Below are 25649 nucleotides of genomic sequence, written 5' to 3' on the forward strand. Positions count from 1 at the left end.
CGCGCTTCGTGGTCCGGACCGCCGTTCGGGGTCGTCAGTGGCCGACCTGGTCCTGCGGCCCGGACCGTCCGGCGGTCCCGGGCGCTTTCGTCGGGCCGGAGCCGGACCCGGAGTGCCCGCCCGGCCCGGGGGCCTTGGCCGAGCAGGAGCCGATCCCGATGCCCAGGGCGGCACCGAAGGCCGCCCCGCTGAGCGCGAGGACACGTCGTCTGGTCAAGTCGCGGTCGGTCATGGCCGGACCCTAGGGGCGGCGACGGCCGTGATTCGGCGGACGCACGGAACGGCCACTCGCACGGGTGCACCGGGCCACGGCGGCAGCCACCCGCTCCCCGCCGCGCAGACCGCCCGGCACGGCCCGGCCGCTCCCCTCTCCGAGCCGCACCGGGCCGCACCGCACACGGCAGGCACACCCCGCCTCCCCTGGCCGGCCCGCACGGACCCACCCGGCACAGCCGCGTCGGCTCGACCGCACCGAGCCGCACCGCAGGCATACCCGGAGCCTGCCCGGCCGGCCCGTGCGGGCGGGGCCGGGCACCGCGCGGATGTCCCGCCCGGACGGGCGCCCCTCAGCCGTCCCGGCGGGCCGGGGCGTCCGTCCGGGGGCCGCGCCAGTCCCCGCCCGCGATCGGCGTGCCGCCGGACCGCAGGCGGGCCGCCACAGCGGGCCCGGCGACGTACACCCAGGCCCGGACGACCGTGACGCCGTCCGCCCGCACGGCGTCACGTACGACCCGTTCGTACAGGCTGCGCGCGTCGCCCGGCACGTACTCCTCCAACTCGTCCAGTTCCGCGAGGAGTTCCTCGTAGGCCCCGGGCCCCGCGGTCACGATCTCGCCGCACACCGTGCCGCCGGGCTCGTCGACGGCGTACGGGTATCCGGGCCCGGCGTAGAGCGCGAGTCCGCGCATCCGTCCCGGTTCCTCGGAGCGGGTCCGGCCGCGCAGGAACAGGTCGTGGTTGTGCTCGCCGGGGCGCAGGGTGCCGTAGACGAAGAAGGGCAGTTCGGCCTCCTCGACGAGGGGGGTCGGGGGGCTGCCGCGGGGGTCCAGGGGGCTCAAGGGGTGGTTTCCTCCTCCAGCCAGCGCAGGTAGTCCGGGCTTCCGGCCACGACCGGGGTCGCGATGATCTCGGGCGTGTCGTAGTCGTGGGCGTCCAGGAGGTACGCCTCCAGCGCCGGGTAGCACGCCGCGGTCGTCTTGAACTGGACGCGCCACTCGGCGGCCGTCTCCACGGCGCCCTCCCAGCGGTAGACCGAGACGACCGGCCCCGAGATCTGCGCGCAGGCCGCGACCCGCGCCGCCACCGCTCCCCGGGCCAGCGTCTCGGCCTTCTCCGACGCGTCCGTCGTGGTCAGGACGGCCAGGCAGGCCGGCAGTTCCATGATCGCCTCCATTCGTGAGGGTACGGAAACGATTCTCGCCGCATCCCGTACGCACCATGCGGACGCTATGGACATGACATGTCATGCACCTTTAAATCGGATGCAGCTCTCAGCGACTCCCACCACGGGCCCCACCCCCCGCATGCCCTCCCCGGGGCATCTTCCCAAGGAGACCGATGAGTCGAATACGGCACATCCGAGGTTCCTCCCTCGCGGCCGCCGGAGCGGCCGTGACCACGGCCACCCTGCTGGCCGCCGCGCTCGCCCCGGCCGCGAGCGCCGACAGCGGGCGGCCGACCCGGGCGACCGCGATCGAGAACGCGGCCTCGGCACTGGCGGCCCACGCCGCGAACCTGGGCCTCACCTCCGCGCAGCACACCACCGTCCGGGACGTCGTCGTCGACAAGGACGGCACCCAGCACGTGCGGTACGACCGGACCTACCGTGAACTGCCGGTGCTCGGCGGCGACTTCGTGGTCCACCTGGCGCCCGGCGGCGCGTTCCGGGGCGCGGACCGCGCGACGCGGAAGGCCGTCTCCCTGAACAGCGTCACCCCGGAGCTCTCCGGCGCGAAGGCGGCCGGCCTGGCGGTGGACGCGCTGCGCTCCGCCAACCCCGGCGAGGCGCTGAAGAAGGTGACCGCGCGGCCGCGGCTGATCGTCGACGCCCTGCACGGCACGCCGAGGCTCGCCTGGCGCACCGACGCGGTGGCCCAGGACTCGCTCGGCAACCCGGTCGCCCGCACGGTCCTGACCGACGCCCGCACCGGCGCGCGGATCGACGCGTGGGACAGCGTCGAGACGGTGACGGGCGACGGCAGCTCGCTCTACAGCGGCACGGTTCCGCTGGAGACGACCCTGTCCGGGTCGGCGTACCAGCTGAAGGACCCGACGCGCGGGAACACGTACACGGGCGACGCGGCGAACAAGACGGACCTGTGCATCTTCGGGATCTGCATCAGCCGGGCGCCCGCGACGCTCTTCACCGACGCGGACAACCACTGGGGCACGGGCGCGTCCTCGGACCGTTCCTCCGCGGCGGTGGACGCGCAGTACGGCACGAACGCGACCTGGGACTACTACAAGAACGTCCACGGCCGCAACGGCATCGCGGGCGACGGCAAGGGCTCGTACAACCGCGTCCACTACGGCAAGAACTACAACAACGCCTTCTGGGACGACAGCTGCTTCTGCATGACGTACGGCGACGGTGACGGCTCGACGTTCGGGCCGCTGGTCGCCCTCGACGTCGCCGGGCACGAGATGTCGCACGGGGTGACCTCGAAGACGGCCGCGCTGACGTACTCGGGCGAGTCCGGCGGCCTGAACGAGGCGACGTCCGACATCTTCGGGACCATGGTGGAGTGGTACGCGGGCAACGCCTCGGACCCGGGTGACTACCTGATCGGCGAGGAGATCGTCCGTCCCGGCTTCGGCAAACCCGCCCTCCGCTTCATGGACAAGCCCTCCAAGGACGGCAACTCGGCCGACTGCTGGAGCAGTTCGGTCGGCAACCTCGACGTCCACTACTCCTCGGGCGTCGCCAACCACTTCGCCTATCTGCTCTCGGAGGGCAGCGGGGCGAAGACCGTCAATGGTGTCTCCTACGACTCCCCCACCTGCAACGGAGCCACCGTCACCGGCATCGGCCACGACAAGGTGGGCAAGATCTGGTACCGCGCGCTGACGGTCTACATGACCTCGTCGACGAACTACGCCGGAGCGCGCACCGCCACGCTGAACGCGGCCAAGGACCTGTACGGAGCGGGCAGCGCCGAGTACGACGCCGTGGCGGCGGCGTGGTCGGCGGTCTCCGTGGGCTGACCGGCGGTCAGGCCGGAGATCCCGTGTCGCCGTGGGCAGACGCCGTCAGGTTCGTCTGCCCACGGCTCATCATGAGCATGTCCACCTCGGGCGGGTCCTAGTCCTCCGCGCCGGCCGGGACGCGCCCGCGCCCACCCCCCGCGGTGGGGGTGGAAGCGCGTCCGGACGGGCACCCCGTCCCGCCGCCCGTTTCCCGTCCCGCCGCCCGGCCGGAGAAGGGACCGGGCTCCGGGTGCGGAGGGCCGCGCACCCGGCCGGCGGACCACCGCCACCGGGGAGCGGAGGCGTCGGCCGGCGGACCCGGGTCACCCATTCACACCCCCGGCCCGCCCCCTTCGGCTCCCCGTGCCCGGTACACCCGGTTCACACCGGTGACCTGCCGGAATACCGAGGGCTCCACCCGGCCCCGGGTGCCGCCTGACACCCGTTCACATCATTTCTGACGCTCCATCAGAGAGCGCTCGCGGTCCTGTGCCACTTACCTCGGAAGGGCAGGGGCACGACCTACGCTGCGGCACTTGGAGGTGTCGCGGGCCGCGCCCCCTCGGAGGAGCTGGCACGATGCGACGTACCGCACGGCTGTTGACCGGTACCGCGCTCGCCGTCGCCGTCGCGGGGCTCGCCGCCGCGCCCGTGTACGGCGGGGACACCCGAAGTCTGGAGGTGTACCCCTCCAGTGTCGTCCCGGGCGCCGACGTCACCGTCAACACGGCCGCGTGCGGCTCCGACGGCACCGCGAGCGGGGACGCCGACGCGGTGGGCGGCGGTACCTTCACCCTCGCCGCCAGCGCGCACGAGCACGACGCGATCGGGCAGTTCCAGGTGCCGCCGAGCGCGCAGCCGGGGACGTACGAGATCGTCGCGACGTGCTCCCACGGCCGGCGCGTCACCGGCGACCTCCTGGTGACGCTGGCCGCCGCGCGCGAGCAGGTACAGCCGCGCGGGCATGTGGACACGGGTGTCGGCGGCGCGCTGGGCCCCGACCCCGTACAGACCGCGGCGGGAGTGGCGGCGCTGGCCGTCGCCGCCGCGGGCGGTACCTGGCTCCTGCATCGCCGGGCGAGAGGCGACGGGATCTGACGGACACCCTCCGCTGTCCGTCCGCCGGTACCGCCGTCCCTCCCCCTCCGTGGCCCGACGCCCCTCGCGGCCCGGAGGGGGAAGGGACCGGCACAGTCAGCACACTCCCGGCCGCGTCGCGGGCGCCGGCCGGTCCCGCTCCGGAAGGGAACCCCCGTGAGGAGGCTCGCGTGCGCCGGGTCAGCAATGCCGTCATAGCGTCGGTCACGGTCGTCGCCCTCTGCTCGGGTGCCTGGCTGCTGGACAGCGGCTCCGAGGCGCACCCGCCGCCCCAGCCGTCCGCGGCGCAGGCGGCGGCCTCCGGGAGACCGGCACGGTCCGCGGCCCCCTCGATGCCGCACTCCCCGCCGGACCGCATCCGCATCCCCTCGATCGGCGTGGACGCCCCCCTGATCGGCCTCGGCCTCACCCCGCAGGGCAGTCTGGACGTACCGCCCGCGCAGAAGAAGAACCTGGCGGGCTGGTACGAGGCCGGGACCAGCCCCGGTGAGCGCGGCACGGCGATCGTGGCCGGGCACGTCGACAACGCGGAGGGCCCCGCCGTCTTCTACGACCTCGGCTCGCTGCGCAAGGGCAGCACGGTCGAGGTGGACCGGCTCGACGGCAGAACGGCCGTGTTCACCGTCGACGCGGTCGAGGTGTACGACTCCCGTTCCTTCCCCGACGCGAAGGTGTACGGCGCCGCGCGCCGGCCCGAGCTGCGGGTCATCACCTGCGGCGGCGGCTACTCGCGGACGACGGGCTACCAGGGCAACGTGGTCGTCTTCGCCCATCTCACCGGCAGCAGCCGGTAGTCGGCGGGGCACCGGAGGCCGCGCGGACCACCAAAGGCAGGCAGGCCGCCGGGGGGTGGACGCGGGGCGCCGGCCGGACAGCGGACAGCCGCCGGAGGCCGGGCAGGCCGCGGACAGCAGCCGGACGCTCGGCCGGGCCGCGGACAGCCGCCGGGACTCAGACGAGCCGCGAACCGCCGCCGGGACTCAGCCGAGCCGCGAACCGCCGCCGGGACTCAGCCGAGCCGCGGACAGCCGCCGGGATTCAGACGAGCCGCGGACAGCCGCCGGGGCTCAGGCGAGCCACTGCTGGTAGGCCAGGTTCGCCACCAGGGCGAACACCACCGTCAGCAGCACCGCCCGGACGAACCCGCTGCCCTGCTTCAGCGCGGTCCGCGCCCCCACCATGCCGCCCGCCAGATTGAACAGGGCCATGAGCGCGGCGAGTTCCCAGAAGACCGTGCCCTTCCAGGCGAAGGTCGCGAGGGCGCCCGCGTTGGTGCAGCAGTTGACGATCTTGGCCGTGGCGGAGGCCGTCACCAGGTCGAGGTGGAGCAGCGCGGTGAGGGCGAGCACGAGGAAGGTGCCCGTGCCGGGGCCGATCAGCCCGTCGTAGAAGCCGATGCCGAGGCCCGCGAGCCCGATCGCGGCGAGGACGCGGCGCGCGCTGACCGGGGTGGTCGGCGGCGCCGTGCCGAAGGCGGGCCGCAGGATCACGAAGGTGCCGACGGCGAGCAGGACGACCATCACGACCGGCTTGAGGACGTCGGTGCTCAGCCCGGCCGCGACGAACGCGCCCGCCGTCGAACCGGCGAGGGCCGCGAGCCCGATCCGTACGGCGAGGCGCACGTCCACGGTCGTCTTGCGCGCGTACGTCACCGCGGCGCCCGTGGTGCCGACGATCGCGACCGCCTTGTTCGTGCCGAGCGCGTACGCCGCCGCGGTGCCGGCGGGCAGACCGAGCAGCATGGCGGGCAACAGGAGCAGCCCTCCGCCGCCGACCACGGCGTCGATCCAGCCGGCCGCCAGGGCGGCGGCACAGAGCACAAGAATCATGGTCAGCGATATGTCGGGCATGATCGCGACCCTAAGGGACGGATGAGTGTGCGGTGCACGGACCCCGGGAGACTTGAGCGACTCCAGAGGTTCGCGCCGCGGACCGCCCCGGGAGCGGGACCGTGCCGCGGTCGCCGGGGGCCGTGCTCCGGCCGTCCGCCGGTCCGGGCCCGGCGTCCGGTCAGTTCACCGAGTCCAGGTAGCGCAGCACCGCGAGGACCCGCCGGTGACCCGTGTCCGACGGGGGCAGGTCGAGCTTCAGGAAGATGTTGGCGATGTGCTTCTCGACGGCGCGCTCGGAGACGGTGAGGGCGGCGGCGATCGCGTGGTTGGTACGGCCCTCGGCCATCAGCGCGAGGACCTCGCGCTCACGCGGTGTGAGGGCGTCGAGGGCACGGACGCGGCGGCTCGCGCCGAACAGCTGGGAGACGACCTCGGGGTCGAGGGCCGTCCCGCCCGAGGCGACCCGCTCCATGGCGTCCACGAACTCGCCGATGTCGACCACGCGTTCCTTGAGGAGGTAGCCGAATCCCGCCGGGTTTCCGAGCAGTCGGGTGGCGTACTTCGTCTCCACGTACTGCGAGAAGACCAGCACGCCGGTGCCGGGGTGCTCCTCGCGCAGCCGCACGGCCGCCCGGATGCCCTCGTCGGTCTGGGTCGGCGGCAGCCGGATGTCGACGACGGCCACGTCCGGCCGGTGCTCGGCGACCCGGTCCAGCAGGGACTCCGCGTCGCCCACGGCCGCTGCCACCTCGACGCCGCGCAGCTGGAGCAGCTGGGCCAGGCCGTCCCGCAGCAGGGCCGAGTCCTCGGCGATGACGACACGCATGGGGCTCCCGTTCGCCAGGGTCAGCAGGGCAGTTCGACGGTGACCACGGTAGGCCCTCCGGGCGGGCTGTCGCAGACCAGCGTGCCGTCGACGGTCCGCACCCGGGCCAGCAGTCCGGTCAGGCCCGAGCCCGCGCCGATCACCGCTCCCCCGCGGCCGTCGTCCCGCACGCTCAGCCGCAGGAGCCCGTCCCGGGCGGTCACCGTGACGCCCGCCCGCGTGGCCCCGCTGTGCTTGGTGGCGTTGGCGAGGAGTTCGGCGGCGCAGAAGTAGGCGATCGACTCCACCGCCGGGACCGGCCGCTCCTCGATGGCGGCGCTCACCTCGACGGGCAGCGCGCTGTCGGCGGCGAGGGTGGCCAGTGCCGTGTCCAGGCCCTGGTCCAGTACGGGCGGATGGATGCCCTTGACGAGACCGCGGAGGTCGGCGATGGCCTGCCGGGCGTTGCCCTGCGCGGTGTCGACGACGGCGAGGAGCCGTTCCTCCGAGGCCCCGGCGCCGATCAGCTCCCTGATCATCGTGAGGTGCATCGCGAGGCCGACGAGCCGCGCCTGGGTGCCGTCGTGCAGGTCGCGTTCGATGCGGCGCAACGTCGCCGCGGCGTCGTCCACGGCCTGGGCGCGGGTCTCCTCCAGGGTGCGGATCCGGCGGTCGGCGGGGTCGGGGCCGAGCAGCGTGGCGATCCAGGAGCGGTGCGGGGCGAGCGCCTGGCGCAGCAGCCAGGCGGCGCTCGCGAGGAGCAGCAGTCCGAGGACCACCGGAATGAGCCAGCGCGGCCAGGTGTCGACCTGGTACCCCCAGAACCCCAGCGACACCCGGCGCTCCGTGCCGTCCCCCGCCCGCTCGGTCTCGTAGTTCCAGTGTTCGAGGACGGGGTGGAGGGTGAGCAGGACGCCCCAGACGTAGCCGATCACCACGGCGAGGTAGCCGAAGACGGCGGTGAAGGGCGCGGCCAGCGCGCAGGCGACGGCGCGCCAGCCGCCGCGGTCGGCGAGCAGCGCCCGCCGCCAGCCCAGCACGCCGGCCCCCGGGCGGTGCTCGGGTTCCTCGATCTCCATCCCCAGCAGGCTCCGGGCGAGGACGCGTTGGAGCCGGCCGAGGGCGAGTGCCCCGCGGACGGTGACGGCGATCAGCCACAGCCCGAGGGTGGTCACGGACAGCGCGCCCCCGACCAGCAGGCCGGCGAGGGTGAGGACGAACCCGGCCAGGGCGAGCGGGAAGGCGATCAGCGCGTAGAGGAGGGCCGCCAGGGCTCGCCGCCCGAAGGAAAAGCCCAGTACGGCTCGGAGGCGGTTCATGGTCCCCAACCTAGGTTCATGGGCTCCGGCCTAGGAGAGGAGCGTCGCCGCGAGGCGGAGCTGGACGGCGGCCATGGCCCGGCCGAGCCACGGCATGAGCAGCAGGAAGCCGATGCCGCCGAGGAGGGCGTGGAAGGCCCAGGCTCCGGCGAAGGTGGGCCCGCCCCAGGAGTCTGCGTAGTCGGAGCCCGCGCGCAGGGGCCAGCCGAGGTTCATCGGCACGATGCTCCAGCCGTAGCCGGTGACGGCCAGGACGAGGAGGTTGAGGGGCGTCGCGAGGAGCGCGTGGGCGAGGCCCCTCACGGGCGCCGGCGGCCCGGGGTTCCCGGGAAGGCCGAGGAGGCGGTGGGCGAGGGCCCGCTGCCACCGTCCGGTCGGAGCCCCCACGAGCGACAGGGGGACGCAGACCAACCCGACCGGCAGGGCCAGCAGCGCGTACGCGACCCGCCGCCAGGTGTCCGCCCGGAACGGCTCCCGGACCATGCGCCATACGCGGACGGAGGCCTCGTCGCGGACGGGGGCGGGCCGAAGCCGGAGATCGCGCGCCGGCCGGGGGTGCGGCTGGGACTGCGGCTCGGGTTGCGGCTCGGGTTGCGGCTGGGACTGGGGCTGGGGTGTGCGGGTGGTCGCCATCGTGGGTCCCCTGGTCGTGGACGGGTGGGCTCCGGGTCTTCCCGGACGTGGTCCGGCTTTTCCGAACGGGGTCCGGCCTTTCCCGGACGGGTCCGGCGGCCGGACTCCCCCGAACGGGGCCCGGTTCACCCCGGACGGGTCCGGTGTCCGGACTCCCCGGACGGTGTCCGGCCCTTGAAAGGATTCCGTTCCGGAGCGCTCCGATCGATGGGGCCCGCACGTGGACAGGGGGTTCGGCTGACCCCACCACCGGCCCTCACACCGCCGCCCCGCCCCCGCTGAGGGCAGCGTTCCTCCCGGGAAACAGGTGTGATGCCACCGGGTAACACCGGCACCGCACGGTGTGGTCATGACCTCGAATACGCGTGTGGTGGTGATCGGCGCCGGCCCCGCGGGCGGCCGGCTCGCCCGGCGGCCCGGCGAGCCCGGCAGGCCCGCGCGGTTCGTCGGCGAGGAGGGGCACCGGCTCTGCGACCGGGTGCCGCTCGCCGAGGTCGGCGGAGTTCTCGTCGGCGGACTCCGCACCGTCGGCGCGCCCGCCCGCGCCGGGGAGGGAGCGGAGCCGCTCCCCACGGACGGCACCCCCCTGCTCCACCTGCTCACCAACGACGGAGGCTCCTGATGACTGCCGCCCCGGGGGCCACCCCCACGATCGTGCTCGTCGGCCACGGCATGGTCGGCCAGCGCTTCCTCGAAGCGCTCGCCGAACGCGGCCTGACCGCCACGCACCGCGTGGTCGTGCTGTGCGAGGAGCCGCGCCCCGCCTACGACCGCGTCGCCCTCACCTCGTACTTCTCCGGGAAGACTCCCGAGGAACTCTCCCTGACCGACATGGAGTTCATCCGCGCGCACGGCATCAAGCTGCACCTGGGCGACCCGGCGGAGACGATCGACCGTGCGGCGCGCGAGGTCACGGCCCGTTCCGGTCTCGTCGTCGGCTACGACACGCTCGTACTGGCCACCGGCTCCTTCCCCTTCGTTCCGCCGGTCCCCGGCAAGGACGCCGAGGGCTGTTTCGTCTACCGCACGATCGAGGACCTGCTCGCCATCGAGGAGTACGCGAAGTCGCGGGCGACGACGGGAGCCGTGGTCGGCGGCGGCCTGCTGGGCCTGGAGGCCGCGGGCGCGCTCAAGGGACTCGGACTCACCAGCCACATCGTGGAGTTCGCGCCACGGCTGATGCCGGTGCAGGTCGACGAGGGCGGCGGCGCCGCGCTCCTGCGCACGATCGAGGAGATGGGCCTGTCCGTCCACACGGGGGTCGGCACGCAGGAGATCGTGGTCGGCGACGACGGCGCGGTCACCGGGATGAAGCTCTCCGACGGCTCCGAACTCGCCGCCGATCTGGTGGTGTTCTCCGCCGGTGTCCGCCCCCGCGACCAACTGGCCCGGGACTGCGGCCTGACGGTCGGCGAGCGCGGCGGCATCACCGTCGACGAGCAGTGCCGTACGGTCGGTGACCCTCACGTGTTCGCGATCGGCGAGTGCGCGCTGGCGGCGGACGGCCGCGTGTACGGCCTGGTGGCACCCGGCTACGAGCAGGCGGAGACGGCCGCGGCGACCATCGCCGAGGACGAGAAGTCGTTCACGGGCGCGGACCTGTCCACCAAGCTCAAGCTGCTGGGCGTCGACGTGGCCTCCTTCGGCGACGCCCACGGCACCACCGCGGACTGCCTGGACGTCGTCTACTCCGACTCCCGCGCGGGCCTGTACAAGAAGCTGGTCATCGGCCGGGACGGCACGCTGCTCGGCGGCATCCTGGTCGGCGACGCGGAGGCGTACGGCACGCTGCGGGCGTTCACCGGCTCGGTCCCGCCCGTCTCGCCGGAGTCGCTGGTCCTGCCGGCGGGGGCGGGCGCCCCCGTGCAGCTCGGCCCCTCGGCCCTCCCCGACGAGGCGATCATCTGCTCCTGCCACAACGTGTCGAAGGGCACGATCCGCGACGCGGTGACCGAGCACTCCTGCACCACCGTGCCCGAGGTCAAGAAGTGCACCAAGGCCGGTACGGGATGCGGGAGTTGCGTCAAGGTGCTCGGCCAGCTGGTCACCGCCGAGCTGGAGGCGGGCGGCATCGAGGTCGACAAGGGCCTGTGCGGCTGCTTCGGACAGACCCGCGAGGAGCTGTACGAGATCGTCCTGGCGCTCAGGATCACCTCGTACCGGGCGCTGCTGGACCGGTACGGCCGCGAGGACGCCCGGGGCGGCGACGGCTGCGAGGTCTGCAAGCCCGCCGTCGGTTCGATCATCGCCTCCCTCGCCCCGACGATCGGCGCCGACGGCTACGTCCTGGACGGCGAACAGGCCGCGCTCCAGGACACCAACGACCACTTCCTCGCCAACCTCCAGAAGAACGGCTCGTACTCGATCGTGCCGCGCATCCCCGGCGGCGAGATCACTCCCGAGAAGCTCATCGTGATCGGCGAGGTGGCACGGGACTTCGGGCTCTACACGAAGATCACCGGCGGTCAGCGGATCGACCTGTTCGGCGCCCGGGTGGAGCAACTCCCGTTGATCTGGGCCCGGTTGGTGGACGCCGGTTTCGAGTCCGGGCATGCGTACGGCAAGTCGCTGCGGACGGTGAAGTCCTGCGTCGGGCAGACCTGGTGCCGCTACGGCGTGCAGGACTCGGTCCGGATGGCGATCGACCTGGAGCTGCGCTACCGGGGTCTTCGCTCCCCGCACAAGCTGAAGTCGGCGGTCTCCGGCTGTGCCCGCGAGTGCGCGGAGGCCCAGTCCAAGGACTTCGGCATCATCGCCACCTCCAACGGCTGGAACCTGTACGTCGGCGGCAACGGCGGCGCGACCCCGCGCCACGCGGACCTGCTGGCCCAGGATCTGAGCGACGCCGAACTGGTCCGGCTCATCGACCGCTTCCTGATGTTCTACATCCGCACCGCGGACCGCCTGGAGCGCACCTCGACCTGGCTGGAGCGGATTCCCGGCGGCCTCGACCACGTCCGCGAGGTGGTCGTGGAGGACTCCCTCGGCATCTGCGAGGAGCTGGAGTCGCTGATGACCGCGCATGTCGCGAACTACCGGGACGAGTGGGCCGAGACCATCAACGACCCGGAGAAGCTGGGCCGGTTCGTGTCGTTCGTGAACGCCCCCGACACCCCGGACCCGGTCGTCGGCTTCGTCCCGGAGCGCGACCAGATCAAGCCCGACCTGCCGCTGCTGACCATCGGACACCGGCCCCTGGAAGGAAGTGCCCAGCGATGACCCTGGCACCCGAGACGACCCGGCCGGCGACGGCCCTCACCCTCCAACTCCGCCTGGAGGAAGACTGGTTCACGGTCTGCGAGCAGTCCCTGCTGACCCCGGGGCGGGGGGTGGCCGCCCTCCTCCCGGACGGCCGCCAGGTCGCCCTGTTCACCGACCGCGCGGGACGGACGTACGCCATCGACAACCGTGATCCGTTCACCGGGGCCGCGGTGCTCTCCCGCGGGCTGACCGGCACCCACCGGGGCCGCCCGTTCGTGGCCTCTCCCCTGCTCAAGCAGCGCTTCGACCTGGAGTCCGGGCGGTGCCTGGACGACGAGGACGTGCGGGTGGCGACGTACGAGGTACGGGCGGCCTGAGCCGGTCCGGTACGGGTACCTGAGCCGGTCCGGGCAGCGCGCCCGGCGGCCCGGCCGCTCGGTGGCCCGGCCGCTCGGCGGCGTCAGACCTCGAGTCCCTCGAAGACAACACCCGTCAGCCGCTCCGAGGCGGACCAGAGCAGCTCCGCCCTGGTGTCGTCACGGGTGCGGCCGGCCCGCCAGGACGTCGAGGGCGAGCCGCGCCACATCGCGAAGGACGGTCCGACGAAGGTGTCGGGCCGCACGCCGGGGGCGGTCGCCGCGTACAGCGTCGGCAGGGCCCCGGCCTCGGCGCTCTGCCCGAGGACCCGGTTGCCGATCTCCATCAGCCGCTCGGCGCCCCTGCGCCCCTCCAGCCGGGGCCCGGCGGTCTGCAGGTTGGTGGAGGCGTACCCGGGGTGCGCCGCGGCCGCCACGACGTCGGACCCGGTGGCGGACAGCCGCCGCGCGAGCTCGTGCGTGAACAGGAGGTTGGCGCTCTTGGACCGGCCGTAGGCGACCCACTTGCGATAGGCCCCCTTCTCGCTGCCGAGGTCGTCGAGGTCGATGTCGGCGAGGGCGTGCATCATGCTGGACACGGTGACGATCCGGGCGCCGGAGGTCGTCGCGATCAGCGGGAACAGCAGTCCGGTGAGCGCGAAGTGCCCGAGGTGGTTCACCCCGAACTGCGTCTCGAACCCGTCGGCCGTCGTCGCGAACGGCAGCGCCATCACCCCGGCGTTGTTGACGAGCAGATCGAGCCGGTCGTACGGGAAGCGGTCCGCGAACTCCCGCACGGACGCGAGGTCCCCGAGGTCGAGACGGCCGAACTCCACCTCGGCGCCCGGAACTTCGGCGGCGATCCGGTCGGCCGCCGCCCGGCCACGATCCTCACTGCGGCAGGCGAGCACCACCCGGGCACCGTGGCGCGCCAGCTCCCGCGCGGTGACGAGCCCCAGCCCGCTGTTGGCCCCGGTGACGACGGCGACCCGCCCCCGCTGCCGGGGTATGTCCGTCGCTCTCCAGCCACCCACGATCCCGCTCCTTGCCTCTGCCCGGGCCCCAGCCTACGACCGCCGGTCCACCCGGAAGCTCTCGCGGGCCGTGAACGCCACACAGGCGCCGACGGAGGCGACGCAGCTCGCGAACGAGAGCAGGTCACGCTGCGAGTCCTCGACAGCCACCTCGTACTCGGCCTTGGTCAACGCGACTTCCCTGGAATGATGGTTGCGGCCGTACTCGGCCCAGTACCGGTCGCCGTGCGCCTTCGGGCCCGACAGGTCGGGGTCGCCGTGGGCCAACGACAGGGCGAACGAGGCGACGGCCGTCAGCAGCAGCCCGAGGAGCACCCGGCGCAGGGGCCGGGGCAGCTCCTCCCGGAAGACCGGCCACAGTTCGACCTCCACGTCGTTCAGCCGCAGGCGCACGACGATGGCCACCGGCACGAGGACGACGACCCCGACCATGACCGTCACCGCCCACCCGATGCCGTCGACCGGTGACGGTCCGGGCAGCCAGGTGACCGCGACGAACAGCAGCAGGGCGACGGCGAGCACCGCCGCGAACACGCTGTGCACCTTGAAAGATCCACTCACGCCCCGGAGGGTCGCACACACGTCCGGGCGATGTGAAGCCGAGCGCGCTCCGGCCCTCGGGGACCACAGCCCCGATCCCGGTGCCGGGCCGCATCGGGTCGGCGTAGAGCGTGCCGTCGCGGGCGCGGCTGCTGCCGCGACCGTCACCGAAGGCTTCCGTCCCTGACCTGTCCGGGGGCCCCTCCGGACCCCCGGACGACGCGTCAGTTCCCGGCGCGGGACCGTCGGGAGAGCGCTACGGCCGCACCACCGGCCAGCAACAGCGCGCCGGCCGCCCAGCCGATCCGGCCGCCGCCGAATCCGGTGTCGGCCAGCGATCCGGACCCTGTGGAAGAGCCGCCCGAAACGGAGCCGGACGCTCCGGCCGCGCCGCCGGAGCCGGACCCGCCGGGCGTACCGCCGGAGCCGGACCCGCCGGGCGTACCGCCGGAGCCGGACCCGCCGGCCGTGCCGCCGCCCCCGGAGCCGTCCTGCGCCAGCCGCAGGGTCAGCGCCGCACTGTCGTTGGAGGCGTCGGGGTCGAACCCCTCGAAGAACTCGACCGTGCGGATCAGGCCTGTGGAGACGGCCGGGGTACGGGGGCCGATGGCGACGGTGAACGACAGGGAGTGTCTGTCTCCCGGGGCGGGGTCGGAGAAGTAGCACTCGTAGGAGGACCGGCCCATCCGGGGGCCGGGGTCCGACCCGTCGTCCGTGGGCGTCGGCTGGCAGTTGACCGGGATCTTCGTGGCCTTCGTGCCCGGCGGCAGCTTGACGCGGACCGAGAGGGAGGCGTCGTCGTCGAGGAGGTCCTCCACCAGCGCCGGCCCGTGGTCGACCACCGTGGCGTGCAGCGTGGCGTGACCGCCGCGCCGCCCGGTGACGGTGTCCCCGGTGACGGCGAAGTCGGCGTGGTTGACGCTGTTGACGTAGGTGGTGAAGTACGGGTCGGGGTTCCCGTCGGACGGCATCGCGCCACTCGGGACCAGGGTCAGCGGGGTCCCGGAGCCGTTCGCCGGGGCGGCGCCGGTCAGCGGGGTGAATCCGTAGAAGATCTCGTCGTGCAGGGCCTCGTCGCCGACCTTGAAGCGCAGGGGCGACGACAACGTGTACTGCCGGCCGGGCTCCACCGGGGTGGGGAAGTCGCACAGGGTCTCACGCACGATGTGCCGCCCGCGGTCGCGCGCGGGCACGTCGCGGCAGTTGGCCCAGGATCCCTGGAGGTGCAGCCCGGCGGTGGTGTCGATCCACAGCTCCACCCCCTTGGCCGCCGGGAGCTGGCCGGTGTTCCACACGTCGAGCGGAACGGTCAGCATGTCGCCCGGCACATGGTCCGACTCGTCGGCGGTCGCGCTCACCTTCAGCTGCGTCTTGCCGTTGGTCAGGGTGAGGTGGTCGCCGGTCACGGTGGCGTCCGACGCCGTGCCGGAGACGGTCACGGTGCCGCTGGCGCCGACGGCCGCTCCGGGCTTCGGCACCAGCGTGACGACGTGGTAGTCCGAGGTGGCGGACGCCAGGTCCAGCGTGCAGAGGTTGCCGTCGCAGTGCTCCGACGGTGCCGGCTCGGCGAAGTCGGCCACTCCGGACAGGTCGACGGTCAGGTGGACGTGATGTGCCGTGCCCCCGCCGGCCACCTTCCACCGGTAGGACAGGTTCACGACCGGCGGCTCCGTCCCGATGAAGAGCTCGTGCTCGGCGAACCGGACCGTCATCCCTCGTGCGGCGTCCGCCGCGTCGGCGCGGGCCGGACCCGTGCCGAACACCCCCGCCACCAGCGCCATCGCGCCCGCCGCCGCTGTCGCGACCGCGCGCGCCCATGATCTTCGTGCCATCCGCCCCAGACCTTCCCGTGCGCCGGGAGGGTCCCGGCCCGCCGTGCTGCACAGGTGTGACCCGCGAGGTGCGGAAATGGTTGCGGCCGGCCGGGCTCGGATGTCCGCGCCGCCATGCCCGAAAGGGCGGCACCCCCGCACAGGGTGTCGCCCTTTCTCGTGGGCCGGAGCCGCCGCCCATCGGTCTTGAGGGTCGGGGACGGACGGCGGCTCCGGGGTCTTGTCGCCTCGGGGGCTAGCGGTGGTCGCTGCCCTTCGAGGTGGAGGCCGCGCGGCCCGCTTCCAGACGGGCGACCGGGATGCGGAACGGGGAGCAGGAGACGTAGTCGAGTCCGACCTCGTGGAAGAAGTGGACCGACTCGGGGTCGCCGCCGTGCTCGCCGCAGACGCCGAGCTTGATGTCGGGACGGGTCTCGCGGCCCGCCTTCGCCGCGGCGGCGACCAGCGCGCCGACGCCGTCCTTGTCGATGGTCTCGAACGGGCTGACGCCGAAGATGCCCTTCTCCAGGTACGCCGTGAAGAACGAGGCCTCCACGTCGTCGCGGGAGAAGCCCCACACCGTCTGGGTCAGGTCGTTGGTGCCGAAGGAGAAGAACTCGGCGGCCTCGGCGATCTGGCCCGCGGTCACCGCGGCGCGCGGCAGCTCGATCATCGTGCCGATCGACAGCTTGAGCTCGGTACCGGTGGCGGCCTCGACCTCGGCGATGACCTGGTCGGCCTCCTCGCGGACGAACTCCAGCTCCTGGACGGTGCCGACGAGCGGGATCATGATCTCCGCGCGCGGGTCGCCCTTGGCGTTCTTGCGTTCGGCGGCCGCCTCGGCGATCGCGCGGACCTGCATGGTGAACAGACCGGGGATGACCAGGCCCAGGCGTACGCCGCGCAGACCCAGCATCGGGTTCTGCTCGTGCAGCCGGTGCACGGCCTGGAGCAGACGCAGGTCGTTCTCGTGCGGCTCCTGGCGGGACTCGGCGAGGGCGACCCGTACCGACAGCTCGGTGATGTCGGGCAGGAACTCGTGCAGCGGCGGGTCGAGCAGCCGGACGGTGACGGGCAGGCCGTCCATCGCGGAGAACAGCTCCACGAAGTCCTTCTTCTGCAGCGGCAGCAGCGCCTGGAGGGACTCCTCGCGCTCCTCCTCGGTGTCGGCGAGGATCAGCCGCTCGACCAGCTCGCGCCGGTCGCCGAGGAACATGTGCTCGGTGCGGCACAGACCGATGCCCTGGGCGCCGAAGCGGCGGGCGCGCAGCGCGTCCTCGGCGTTGTCGGCGTTGGCGCGTACGCGCAGGCTGCGCTTGCGGTCGGCGAAGGCCATGATCCGGTGGACGGCCTCGACCAGCTCGTCGGCGTCGTCGGCGCCGGCGTGCATCCGGCCCTCGAAGTACTCGACGACCGGGGACGGGACGACGGGGACCTCACCGAGGTAGACCTTGCCGCTGGAGCCGTCGATCGAGATGAGGTCGCCCTCCTCGACGACGTGCCCGCCGGGCACGGTCATCCGGCGGCGCTTGGTGTCGACCTCCAGCTCCTCGGCGCCGCAGACACAGGTCTTGCCCATGCCGCGGGCGACGACGGCCGCGTGGGAGGTCTTGCCGCCGCGCGAGGTCAGGATGCCCTCGGCCGCGATCATGCCGTCGAGGTCGTCGGGGTTGGTCTCACGGCGGACGAGGATGACCTTCTCGCCGGAACGGGACCACTTCACGGCGGTGTACGAGTCGAAGACCGCCTTGCCGACCGCGGCGCCGGGCGAGGCGGCGATGCCCCGGCCGACCTGCTCGACCTTCGCGTCCTCGTCGAAGCGCGGGAACATCAGCTGCGCGAGCTGGGCGCCGGTCACCCGCTGGAGCGCCTCGGCCTCGTCGATCAGGCCCTGGTCCACCAGCTGCGTGGCGATGCGGAAGGCCGCGCCCGCCGTGCGCTTGCCGACACGGGTCTGCAGCATCCACAGCTGGCCGCGCTCGATGGTGAACTCGATGTCGCAGAGATCCTTGTAGTGGTTCTCCAGGGTCTCCATGATCTGCATGAGCTGGTCGTACGACTTCTTGTCGATCGACTCCAGCTCCGCGAGCGGGACCGTGTTGCGGATGCCGGCGACGACGTCCTCGCCCTGGGCGTTCTGCAGGTAGTCGCCGTAGACGCCCTGGTGGCCGGAAGCGGGGTCGCGGGTGAAGGCGACGCCGGTGCCGGAGTCGGGGCCGAGGTTGCCGAAGACCATCGAACAGATGTTGACGGCCGTGCCGAGGTCGTGCGGGATGCGCTCCTGGCGGCGGTACAGCTTCGCGCGGTCGCCGTTCCAGGAGTCGAAGACCGCCTTGATGGCAAGGTCCATCTGCTCGCGCGGGTCCTGCGGGAAGTCCCGGCCGGCCTCGGTCTTGACGATCTTCTTGAACTTGGTGACGAGCTTCTTGAGGTCGGCCGCCTCGAGGTCCGTGTCGACGGTGACCTTCTTGAGCGCCTTCGCCGCGTCCAGCGCCTCCTCGAAGAGTTCGCCGTCGACGCCGAGGACCGTCTTGCCGAACATCTGGATGAGACGGCGGTAGGAGTCCCACGCGAAGCGGTCGTCGCCGGACTGCCGGGACAGGCCCAGGACGGACTTGTCGGAGAGCCCGATGTTCAGGACGGTGTCCATCATGCCGGGCATGGAGAACTTGGCGCCGGAACGGACGGAGACGAGCAGGGGGTCGTCGGCCTGGCCGAGCTTCTTGCCCATCTTGGTCTCGAGGGCGTCGAGGTGCGCACTCACCTCGTCACGCAGTGCCGCCGGCTCCTCGCCACTGTCGAGGTAGGTCTTGCACGCCTCGGTGGTGATGGTGAAGCCGGGCGGGACGGGAAGACCCAGGTTGGTCATTTCGGCGAGGTTGGCACCCTTGCCGCCAAGCAGGTCCTTGAGGTCCCTGTTGCCCTCGGTGAAGTCATAAACGAACTTCGCTCCGCCAACGCCGTTTCCGGCTACGTGGGGATCTTTGATTTCCGACACGAGTCTGACTCCTCGACGTCGCGGTGGCTGCCCTGACGACGGGGAACATACCCAGATCGAAGGCGTCTGGGTACGTCCACTTGCGCGTCATGCGCCTGTAACCAGTCGTCCGCCACCAGATCCAAAGTCAAGGGTTGGCAAGTCATCGGGTGCCGATGTTTTCACTTCTTGAACGGATCAGCGCAGACAGGCCGACTTCGACGCTCACATGAGCACGGTTCAACACGTCTGAGTTTAATCGATGAACGATCAGATGGTGGCACTGAGTGCCACCCCTTAGGAAAGTGCACCCGCCCAAGATCCGCTCATCTGAGCGTGACCCTTATCAAGGGTGGCGAGAATCACGCCCCAAGAGGAGCCAGATTTCATCATGCGGACCGCGATCCGGGCACGACACACGGAGATACGGGCACGACACACGGATGTCTCACCCGGATGCCGTATCCCGGCGCCCTCGGCTCTTCCCAGGGGCCGTTCCCGGATCCCGCACGAGAGGGGATGCCGGACCCCGAACCCCGGACCCGCACGCGCGGCCCGGGAACGGACCGCCCCGGGAACGCGCGAGCCGGCCGTCACACCCCGAGGGCCGCCAGCCGCTCCTCGGCCCGCTCCGGCGCGTACAGGTGCTCCACGACCAGTGCCCCCGCGCCCACGAGCCCGGCCCGCTCGCCGAGCCGGGAGGTCACCACGTCCAGATGAGCGGTGGAGCGGGGCAGGGCCCGCTGGTACAGCAGCTCCCGGACGCCCGTGAGGAAGGGAGTTCCGGCCAGATCCCCGGCGATCATCAGCACGCCCGGGTTGAGCAGGGTCACCACGGTGGCCAGGACGTCCCCGACCCGCCGGCCCGCCTCCCGCGCGAGCGCCGTCGCCTCGGGGTGCCCGGCCGCCAGCAGCTCGCGCACGTCCGAGCCGGACGCGGCCGGGACCCCGGACTCCGCGAGCCGGCGCGCCACCGCGCCACCACTGGCGACGGCGGCCAGGCAGCCGTAGGAGCCGCACCGGCACAGCGCGTCGGCGCCCACCCGGATGTGCCCGATGTCGCCGGCGCCGCCGTCGACGCCCCGGTAGACGGTGCCGCCGACGACCATGCCCGCGCCGATACCGGTGGAGACCTTGACCAGCGCGAACGCCGAGCAGTCGGGATAGCCGGTGCGCTGCTCCCCGTACGCCATGAGGTTGGCGTCGTTGTCGACGAGCACGGGGACGCGGGCGGCGCCGGTGCCCGCGTTCTCGGCGAAGGCACGGCCCAGCCGGCCCCGTATGTCGTAGCCGTCCCAGCCCGGCATGATCGGCGGCTGGACCACACGGCCGGTCTCGCTGTCGACCGGTCCCGGCACCGCGAGCCCGATGCCGCAGACGGCGTCGGCGCTCCGGCCCGACTTGGCGACCAGCTCGGCGAACCAGCGTCCGAGTTCGCCGAGGACCGCCTCGGGGCCGTCGTCGACGATCAGGGGACCCGCGTGCTCGGCGAGGATCTCGCCGGTCAGGGTGAGGACGGCGGCCCGGCCGTGCCGGGTGTCGAGATCGGCGGCGAGGACGACGGCGTGCTCGTCGTCGAACTCCAGGGTGATGGACGGGCGTCCGCCCAGCGGCGAGTCGACGGGGCCGCCGGCGCCCTCGCGGAGCCAGCCCGCGCGGAACAGCCGGTCCAGGCGCTGGCCGACCGTGGCCCGCGACAGACCGGTGGCCCGCTGGAGCGCGCCGCGCGTGGTGGCCCGGCCACTGCGCACCAGTTCGAGCAGTTCTCCGGCACTTGCCTGGTTCCCGGTCTTCACGGTCCTCCCCGCCCTTTCCGTCATGCGCACCCTCTTGCGTTCCCCAACTCTGCATTACATATTGAGTTTTGCGTGTTAAATAGACGTAACCCTACGGCAGATACTGCCGAACCGGCCGACCGGACGTCTTCGGGGAGACCTGAGTGGACAGCACAACCCAGCTCACCGCCCTGCACAGGGGACCCGTCACCCCCCTGAGCGCCGTCGGCACCCCCGCCCACGCCTCCGGCCCGCCCGCCCCGTCCGGTGCGGACGGGATCGTCCGGAGCGGACCACCCGTATACAGTCCGGGCGCGGCGTCCGCATCGCTGCACCTCAGGGCTTCCCGGGTGCTGGACGACAACTGGACCGGAACGTCCACGGTGCCCTCGCGCGGCCTGTATCCGCACCAGTGGTCCTGGGACTCGGCGTTCGTCGCGATCGGCCTGCGCCATCTGTCCCCGCTGCGGGCGCAGACCGAGCTGGAGACCCTGCTCGGCGCGCAGTGGGCCGACGGGCGTGTCCCGCACATCGTGTTCAACCCCTCCGTCCCGCTCGACGCGTACTTCCCGAGCCCCGACTTCTGGCGCTCCTCGACCGCCGGGCGCGCGGCAGGCGCCCCGCGCACGGTACAGACGTCGGGCATCGTGCAGCCACCGGTGCACGCGCTCGCGGTGTGGCTGGTGCACCGGGCGGACCCGGGCCTGTCCAGGGCCCGCTCGTTCCTCTCCCGGATGTATCCCCGCCTCGCGGCCTGGCACCGCTATCTCCTGCACCGCAGGGACCTGGGCGGCGGCGGCCTCGCCAGCGTGGTCCATCCCTGGGAGCAGGGCATGGACAACAGCCCCTGCTGGGACGCCCCGCTCAGCCGCGTCACCCCGGCGCCGGCCCGCTCCTTCCGGCGCGCCGACCTCGACCACGGCGCCCCCGAGGACCGCCCGACGGATCTCGACTACGGGCGGTACGTACGGCTGGCCGCGGACTACCGCGACCGGGGTTACGCCGACGGCGGCGGCGCGTTCGCCGTCGAGGACCCCCTGTTCAACGCCCTGCTGATCGCCTCGGAGCACGCGCTGGCCCGGATCGCGCGGGAACTGGGCGCGACGGGGACCGCCCGGCACGCGCGCGCGGAGCGGCTGACGGCGGCGCTGGTGGAGCGGCTGTGGGACCCGGCGGAGGGCCTGTTCTTCTGCCGTGACGAGCGGAGCGACAAAACCGGCGGGAGCAACGGGAACGACGGGCGCGGTGGGCGTGGGGCGCTGATCCGTGAGCGCAGTGTCGCCGGGCTGCTGCCGCTCATCCTGCCCGCGCTGCCGCGCGACATCGCCGCCACGCTCGTACGGACCGCGTGCGGGCCGCACTTCGGGCTGGGCGGAGCGGCCCGTCTCGCGCCCAGTTACGACCTGACCGGCGAGGCCTTCGATCCGCACCGCTACTGGCGCGGGCCCGCCTGGTTCAACACCAACTGGCTGCTGGAGCGCGGGCTGCGGCTGCACGGGGAGCGGGGACGGGCCGACGCGCTGCGGACCGCCCTGCTGGAGACCGCCGGGAGTTCCGGGTTCGCGGAGTACGTGGACCCGTTCACCGGCGAGGCCTGCGGAGCGCTCGGTTTCAGCTGGACGGCGGCGCTGACGCTCGATCTGCTGCACGAGCCCTCCGCGGCGGAACCGGTCGTGTCCCCGTGGGGGCACGGCGCGTTGACCGACACGGCACACAGCACCGGCGCCGGCACCGGCGGTGGTGGACAGCGCGTACTCGAGTTCGGCACGGACGCCAAGGGAGGGGACCGGGGATGACGAACCGGCATCATCTGCTCGTGCACGGTGGGACGTTCGCCGCCGTGGGCGACGGCGGGGACATCAGCGGAGTGCGGGGCGGCAACTCCCCGGACGGGTTGTTCGTACGGGACGCCCGGCACCTCAGCCGCTGGCAGCTGACGGTGGACGGCGCGGTGCCCGAGGCGCTGACACCGGTCGCGGCCGGTGACACGGCACGCTGCGTGCTGGTGCCGCGCGGCGGCCGCAACGAACCGCCCGCCTACACGCTCTTCCGTGAACAGGCCGTCGCCGAGGGCTCGTTCGTGGAGGCGCTGCGCGTCACCAGCAACCGTCCGACGGCCACCACGGTCCGGATCGCGGTCACCGCGGACGCCGACTTCACGGATCAGTTCGAACTGCGCTCCGACCACCGCACGTACGCCAAGACGGGCGTCGTACGCCAGCGACAGGTCCTCGACGACGGCGTGGAGTTCAGTTATCGGCGCGGGGAGTGGCAGTCGCGGACGACGGTCACCTCCGAGCCCGCGCCGGACGGCGTGGAGGAGACGGGCACGGGTGCGCGTCGCCTCGTGTGGACCCTCGACCTCGAACCGCACGGCTCGGCGGAGCTGGCGCTGCGCGTCGCGGCGCGTCCGCACGGCTCCCCGCACGAACCGCACGTTCCCGCCTCGCCCGCCGCGGCGGGCGAGCGGCTCCTCGCCCTGGAGGACGAGTTCGCGCAGGGGGTGCCCTTCCCGACCGGCTGGCCCGAGCTGGCCGCGGCCTGTGCGCGCGGCCTGTCCGATCTGGCCGTCCTCCAGGTGCCGGCGACGGGCCCGGACGGCGAGGAACTGCGGGTTCCCGCGGCCGGGGTCCCCTGGTTCCTCACCCTGCTGGGCCGGGACGCGCTGCTCACCTCGCTCTTCGCGCTGCCCTACCGGCCCCGGCTCGCCGCCGCCACGCTGCCCGCGCTGGCCGCCACCCAGGCGGTCGAGTCGGGGGTGGGCGCGGTCGCCCAGCCCGGCAAGATCGTGCACGAGGTGCGGCACGGCGAGCTGGCCCACTTCGGGCAGGTTCCGTACGGGCGTTACTACGGCTCGGTGGACGCGACACCGCTGTTCCTGGTGCTGCTCGGCGCCTACACCGAGCAGACCGGCGACGTGGCCCTGGCCCGCAGGCTGGAGCCCAACGCCCGTGCGGCGGTCGGCTGGATGCTGGACCACGGCGGGCTGACCTCACGCGGCTATCTCGTCTACCGCGCGGACGGCGGCGGCCTCGCGAACCAGAACTGGAAGGATTCCCCGGGCGCCATCTGTTCGGCCGACGGCAGCCGCCCCACCGGCCCGGTGATGGCGGCGGGCGCGCAGGGATACGCGTACGACGCGCTGCGCCGCACCGCCCACCTCGCCCGCACGGTCTGGGGCGACGAGGTCTACGCGGCACTCCTCGAACAGGCCGCCGCCGATCTGCGCGACCGTTTCCAGCGGGACTTCTGGATGAGCGAACACGCCTTCCCCGCGCTGGCGCTCGACGGCGACGGCCGGCATGTCGACGCGCTCGCCTCGGACGCGGGTCACCTGCTGTGGTCCGGCCTGCTGGACAAGGAGTACGGCGAGCTGGTCGGCCGCCGGCTCCTCGAACCGGACTTCTTCTCCGGCTGGGGTGTGCGCACGCTCGCCTCCGGCCAGCCCGCGTACCACCCGCTGTCGTACCACCGCGGTTCCGTCTGGCCCCACGACAACGCCCTGATCACCCTGGGGCTGGCGCGGTACGGACTGCACGACGAGGCCCGTACGGTGGCGCACGGGCTCGTGGACGCGGCCACGGCCGCGGGTCACCGGCTCCCCGAGGTCATCGCGGGCTACGGCCGGGACACCCATGCCCAGCCGGTGCCCTATCCGTACGCCTGCGTACGGGAGTCCCGTTCGGCGGCGGCCCCGCTGGCCCTGCTCGCGGCGGTGGGCGGGGCGTAGTACCACCGGGAAACCGGGCGGCGTGGGGGCGGCGCCCGGGCCGTTCGGTGCGCGCGCGGGCGGCGCGCGTGCCGGACGGCCGGCGGGTCAACCGGGCATCCGGTCAGCCGCCGGAGGTGTCCAGCTCGGCGTCCTCGGACACGCCCGCGCAGTCGTAGGGGTCCTTCAGCCAGCCGTCCGGCAGGACGACCCGGTTGTTGCCGGAGGTACGGCCGCGGGGTCCGTCGGCGCCCGCCGGCCACGGCTGGTCCTGGTCCAGCTCGGCCAGCCCGTCGGAGAGTTCGGCCAGCGACGAGGTGATCGCGAGACGCTTGCGCATCTCCGAGCCGACCGAGAAGCCCTTGAGGTACCAGGCGACGTGCTTGCGGAAGTCGATGACGCCCCGCGTCTCGTCGCCGATCCACTCCCCGAGGAGCGTGGCGTGGCGGACCATGACCGCGGCGACCTCGCGCAGCGTCGGCCGCGCGTAGTCGTCGGGGCGGCCCTCGAAGGCGGCCACCAGGTCGCCGAACAGCCACGGCCGGCCGAGGCAGCCGCGTCCGACGACGACCCCGTCGCACCCGGTCTCGCGCACCATCCTGAGCGCGTCGTCCGCCGACCAGATGTCGCCGTTGCCGAGGACGGGGATCTCCGGCACGTGCTCCTTCAGCCGGGCGATGGCGTCCCAGTCGGCGGTGCCGCCGTAGTGCTGGGCGGCGGTCCGACCGTGCAGCGCGATGGCCGTCACACCCTCCTCGACCGCGATCCGTCCCGCGTCCAGGAAGGTGATGTGGTCGTCGTCGATGCCCTTGCGCATCTTCATGGTGACGGGCAGGTCCCCGGCGCCGCTGACGGCCTCGCGCAGGATCGCGCGCAGCAGGTGGCGCTTGTACGGGAGGGCGGAGCCGCCGCCCTTGCGGGTGACCTTGGGGACCGGGCAGCCGAAGTTGAGGTCGATGTGGTCGGCCAGGTCCTCTTCCGCGATCATGCGGACGGCCTTGCCGACGGTGGCGGGGTCGACTCCGTAGAGCTGGATCGAGCGCGGCTTCTCGGTCGCGTCGAAGTGGATCAGCTGCATGGTCTTCTCGTTGCGCTCGACCAGCGCCCGCGTGGTGATCATCTCGCTGACGAACAACCCCTTGCCGCCGCTGAACTCGCGGCACAGCGTGCGGAACGGCGCGTTCGTGATCCCGGCCATGGGGGCCAGGACGACGGGCGGCTGCGCCGTGTGGGGGCCGATCGAGAGCGTGGGGTTCACGGTGGACGTGGGCGTGGGCATTCCCCCATTGTGGCGCACGGCGCCGCGTGCTCGCGCGAAAGATCGTGTAGTGGTCATTAGTTAGACACACTATCGACAAAGACGTAGGCTGAAG

At 72.9% G+C, this 25649-nt stretch carries 20 protein-coding genes and 1 pseudogene; 8 read left to right on the top strand and 13 right to left on the bottom strand.

Going from position 1 to position 25649, the window contains the following annotated elements:
- Positions 1–34: 34 nt before the first annotated feature.
- From ACH4S8_RS11285 to cutA, 3 genes are all read right to left on the bottom strand, one after another.
- Positions 35–232, bottom strand: coding sequence for a hypothetical protein (locus ACH4S8_RS11285; protein WP_398392468.1), 198 nt, complete (start codon positions 230–232; stop codon positions 35–37).
- Between the two features lie 334 nt (positions 233–566).
- On the bottom strand, positions 567–1058 hold the full coding sequence (locus ACH4S8_RS11290; RefSeq protein WP_398392469.1) for a gamma-glutamylcyclotransferase family protein: 492 nt from the start codon (positions 1056–1058) through the stop codon (positions 567–569).
- Entirely contained in the window at positions 1055–1381 is a 327-nt protein-coding gene (cutA, locus tag ACH4S8_RS11295; protein WP_398392470.1) for a divalent-cation tolerance protein CutA, read from the bottom strand. Before cutA ends, ACH4S8_RS11290 begins: the two co-directional genes overlap by 4 nt.
- A 176-nt stretch (positions 1382–1557) precedes the next feature.
- Between cutA and ACH4S8_RS11300 the strand changes: the two genes are divergently transcribed.
- The 3 genes from ACH4S8_RS11300 to ACH4S8_RS11310 all read left to right on the top strand — a co-directional run bounded on the left by ACH4S8_RS11300 (position 1558) and on the right by ACH4S8_RS11310 (position 5078).
- Complete coding sequence (locus ACH4S8_RS11300; protein WP_398392471.1) at positions 1558–3204, top strand: M4 family metallopeptidase; 1647 nt, start codon at positions 1558–1560, stop codon at positions 3202–3204.
- A 561-nt stretch (positions 3205–3765) separates the two neighbouring features.
- Positions 3766–4284, top strand: coding sequence for a hypothetical protein (locus ACH4S8_RS11305; protein ID WP_398392472.1), 519 nt, complete (start codon positions 3766–3768; stop codon positions 4282–4284).
- Positions 4285–4454: 170 nt separating this feature from the next.
- The gene (locus tag ACH4S8_RS11310) at positions 4455–5078 is read left to right on the top strand and encodes a class F sortase (RefSeq protein WP_398392473.1); all 624 of its coding nucleotides are present in this window, start codon (positions 4455–4457) and stop codon (positions 5076–5078) included.
- 273 nt (positions 5079–5351) lie between these two features.
- On the opposite strand, the gene ACH4S8_RS11315 is transcribed toward ACH4S8_RS11310, so the two are convergent.
- From ACH4S8_RS11315 to ACH4S8_RS11330, 4 genes are all read right to left on the bottom strand, one after another.
- Positions 5352–6134, bottom strand: a complete 783-nt coding sequence (locus ACH4S8_RS11315) for a sulfite exporter TauE/SafE family protein (protein ID WP_398392474.1) — start codon at positions 6132–6134, stop codon at positions 5352–5354.
- Between the two features lie 160 nt (positions 6135–6294).
- Positions 6295–6942 (bottom strand): response regulator transcription factor, encoded by a 648-nt coding sequence (locus tag ACH4S8_RS11320; protein WP_398392475.1) that lies wholly within the window; start codon positions 6940–6942, stop codon positions 6295–6297.
- A 20-nt stretch (positions 6943–6962) separates the two neighbouring features.
- Entirely contained in the window at positions 6963–8240 is a 1278-nt protein-coding gene (locus tag ACH4S8_RS11325; protein WP_398392476.1) for a sensor histidine kinase, read from the bottom strand.
- A 30-nt stretch (positions 8241–8270) separates the two neighbouring features.
- Positions 8271–8873 carry a hypothetical protein gene (locus ACH4S8_RS11330; protein WP_398392477.1) on the bottom strand — a complete coding sequence of 201 codons (603 nt, stop codon included), beginning with the start codon at positions 8871–8873 and terminating at the stop codon, positions 8271–8273.
- Positions 8874–9366: 493 nt separating this feature from the next.
- Here ACH4S8_RS11330 and ACH4S8_RS11335 point away from each other — a divergent pair.
- The 3 genes and pseudogenes from ACH4S8_RS11335 to nirD form a co-directional block, all read left to right on the top strand.
- Positions 9367–9495: pseudogene (locus ACH4S8_RS11335) on the top strand (NAD(P)/FAD-dependent oxidoreductase); the annotation flags it as partial.
- Positions 9495–12092, top strand: coding sequence for a nitrite reductase large subunit NirB (gene nirB, locus ACH4S8_RS11340; RefSeq protein WP_398392478.1), 2598 nt, complete (start codon positions 9495–9497; stop codon positions 12090–12092). The pseudogene ACH4S8_RS11335 and the gene nirB, both read left to right, overlap by 1 nt.
- On the top strand, positions 12089–12451 hold the full coding sequence (nirD, locus tag ACH4S8_RS11345; protein WP_398392479.1) for a nitrite reductase small subunit NirD: 363 nt from the start codon (positions 12089–12091) through the stop codon (positions 12449–12451). Before nirB ends, nirD begins: the two co-directional genes overlap by 4 nt.
- Positions 12452–12534: 83 nt before the next feature.
- On the opposite strand, the gene ACH4S8_RS11350 is transcribed toward nirD, so the two are convergent.
- From ACH4S8_RS11350 to ACH4S8_RS11370, 5 genes are all read right to left on the bottom strand, one after another.
- Positions 12535–13464: an oxidoreductase gene (locus ACH4S8_RS11350; RefSeq protein WP_398392480.1), complete on the bottom strand. Its 930-nt coding sequence runs from the start codon at positions 13462–13464 to the stop codon at positions 12535–12537.
- A gap of 33 nt (positions 13465–13497) precedes the next feature.
- Complete coding sequence (locus ACH4S8_RS11355) at positions 13498–14025, bottom strand: hypothetical protein (RefSeq protein WP_398392481.1); 528 nt, start codon at positions 14023–14025, stop codon at positions 13498–13500.
- A 203-nt stretch (positions 14026–14228) separates the two neighbouring features.
- Positions 14229–15836 carry a hypothetical protein gene (locus ACH4S8_RS11360; protein WP_398392482.1) on the bottom strand — a complete coding sequence of 536 codons (1608 nt, stop codon included), beginning with the start codon at positions 15834–15836 and terminating at the stop codon, positions 14229–14231.
- Positions 15837–16071: 235 nt separating this feature from the next.
- Positions 16072–18813: a pyruvate, phosphate dikinase gene (gene ppdK / locus ACH4S8_RS11365; protein WP_398392483.1), complete on the bottom strand. Its 2742-nt coding sequence runs from the start codon at positions 18811–18813 to the stop codon at positions 16072–16074.
- Positions 18814–19385: 572 nt separating this feature from the next.
- Entirely contained in the window at positions 19386–20612 is a 1227-nt protein-coding gene (locus tag ACH4S8_RS11370) for an ROK family protein (protein WP_398392484.1), read from the bottom strand.
- Between the two features lie 119 nt (positions 20613–20731).
- On the opposite strand from ACH4S8_RS11370, the gene ACH4S8_RS11375 reads away from it, so the two are divergent.
- Complete coding sequence (locus ACH4S8_RS11375; RefSeq protein ID WP_398392485.1) at positions 20732–22363, top strand: MGH1-like glycoside hydrolase domain-containing protein; 1632 nt, start codon at positions 20732–20734, stop codon at positions 22361–22363.
- Positions 22360–24297, top strand: coding sequence for a glycogen debranching N-terminal domain-containing protein (locus ACH4S8_RS11380; RefSeq protein WP_398392486.1), 1938 nt, complete (start codon positions 22360–22362; stop codon positions 24295–24297). Before ACH4S8_RS11375 ends, ACH4S8_RS11380 begins: the two co-directional genes overlap by 4 nt.
- Positions 24298–24400: 103 nt before the next feature.
- Here the strand turns inward: ACH4S8_RS11380 and dusB are convergent, their stop codons facing one another.
- A complete protein-coding gene (dusB, locus tag ACH4S8_RS11385) occupies positions 24401–25555 on the bottom strand; it encodes a tRNA dihydrouridine synthase DusB (RefSeq protein WP_398392487.1) in 1155 nt (384 codons plus the stop codon).
- Positions 25556–25649 lie beyond the last annotated feature (94 nt).

The sequence above is a fragment of the Streptomyces sp. NPDC021080 genome, assembly GCF_044333225.1.
Taxonomy (GTDB): Bacteria; Actinomycetota; Actinomycetes; order Streptomycetales; family Streptomycetaceae; genus Streptomyces.

What these genes read in the sequence shown, in the direction of transcription:
- ACH4S8_RS11320 (WP_398392475.1), bottom strand. Translation starts at nt 6,942, where the DNA reads ATGCGTGTCGTCATCGCCGAGGACTCGGCCCTGCTGCGGGACGGCCTG.
- ACH4S8_RS11330 (WP_398392477.1), bottom strand. Translation starts at nt 8,873, where the DNA reads ATGGCGACCACCCGCACACCCCAGCCCCAGTCCCAGCCGCAACCCGAG.
- nirD (WP_398392479.1), top strand. Translation starts at nt 12,089, where the DNA reads ATGACCCTGGCACCCGAGACGACCCGGCCGGCGACGGCCCTCACCCTC.
- ACH4S8_RS11370 (WP_398392484.1), bottom strand. Translation starts at nt 20,612, where the DNA reads ATGACGGAAAGGGCGGGGAGGACCGTGAAGACCGGGAACCAGGCAAGT.
- ACH4S8_RS11380 (WP_398392486.1), top strand. Translation starts at nt 22,360, where the DNA reads ATGACGAACCGGCATCATCTGCTCGTGCACGGTGGGACGTTCGCCGCC.
- cutA (WP_398392470.1), bottom strand. Translation starts at nt 1,381, where the DNA reads ATGGAACTGCCGGCCTGCCTGGCCGTCCTGACCACGACGGACGCGTCG.
- ACH4S8_RS11285 (WP_398392468.1), bottom strand. Translation starts at nt 232, where the DNA reads ATGACCGACCGCGACTTGACCAGACGACGTGTCCTCGCGCTCAGCGGG.
- ACH4S8_RS11360 (WP_398392482.1), bottom strand. Translation starts at nt 15,836, where the DNA reads ATGGCACGAAGATCATGGGCGCGCGCGGTCGCGACAGCGGCGGCGGGC.
- ACH4S8_RS11315 (WP_398392474.1), bottom strand. Translation starts at nt 6,134, where the DNA reads ATGCCCGACATATCGCTGACCATGATTCTTGTGCTCTGTGCCGCCGCC.
- dusB (WP_398392487.1), bottom strand. Translation starts at nt 25,555, where the DNA reads ATGCCCACGCCCACGTCCACCGTGAACCCCACGCTCTCGATCGGCCCC.
- ACH4S8_RS11305 (WP_398392472.1), top strand. Translation starts at nt 3,766, where the DNA reads ATGCGACGTACCGCACGGCTGTTGACCGGTACCGCGCTCGCCGTCGCC.
- ACH4S8_RS11325 (WP_398392476.1), bottom strand. Translation starts at nt 8,240, where the DNA reads ATGAACCGCCTCCGAGCCGTACTGGGCTTTTCCTTCGGGCGGCGAGCC.
- nirB (WP_398392478.1), top strand. Translation starts at nt 9,495, where the DNA reads ATGACTGCCGCCCCGGGGGCCACCCCCACGATCGTGCTCGTCGGCCAC.
- ACH4S8_RS11300 (WP_398392471.1), top strand. Translation starts at nt 1,558, where the DNA reads ATGAGTCGAATACGGCACATCCGAGGTTCCTCCCTCGCGGCCGCCGGA.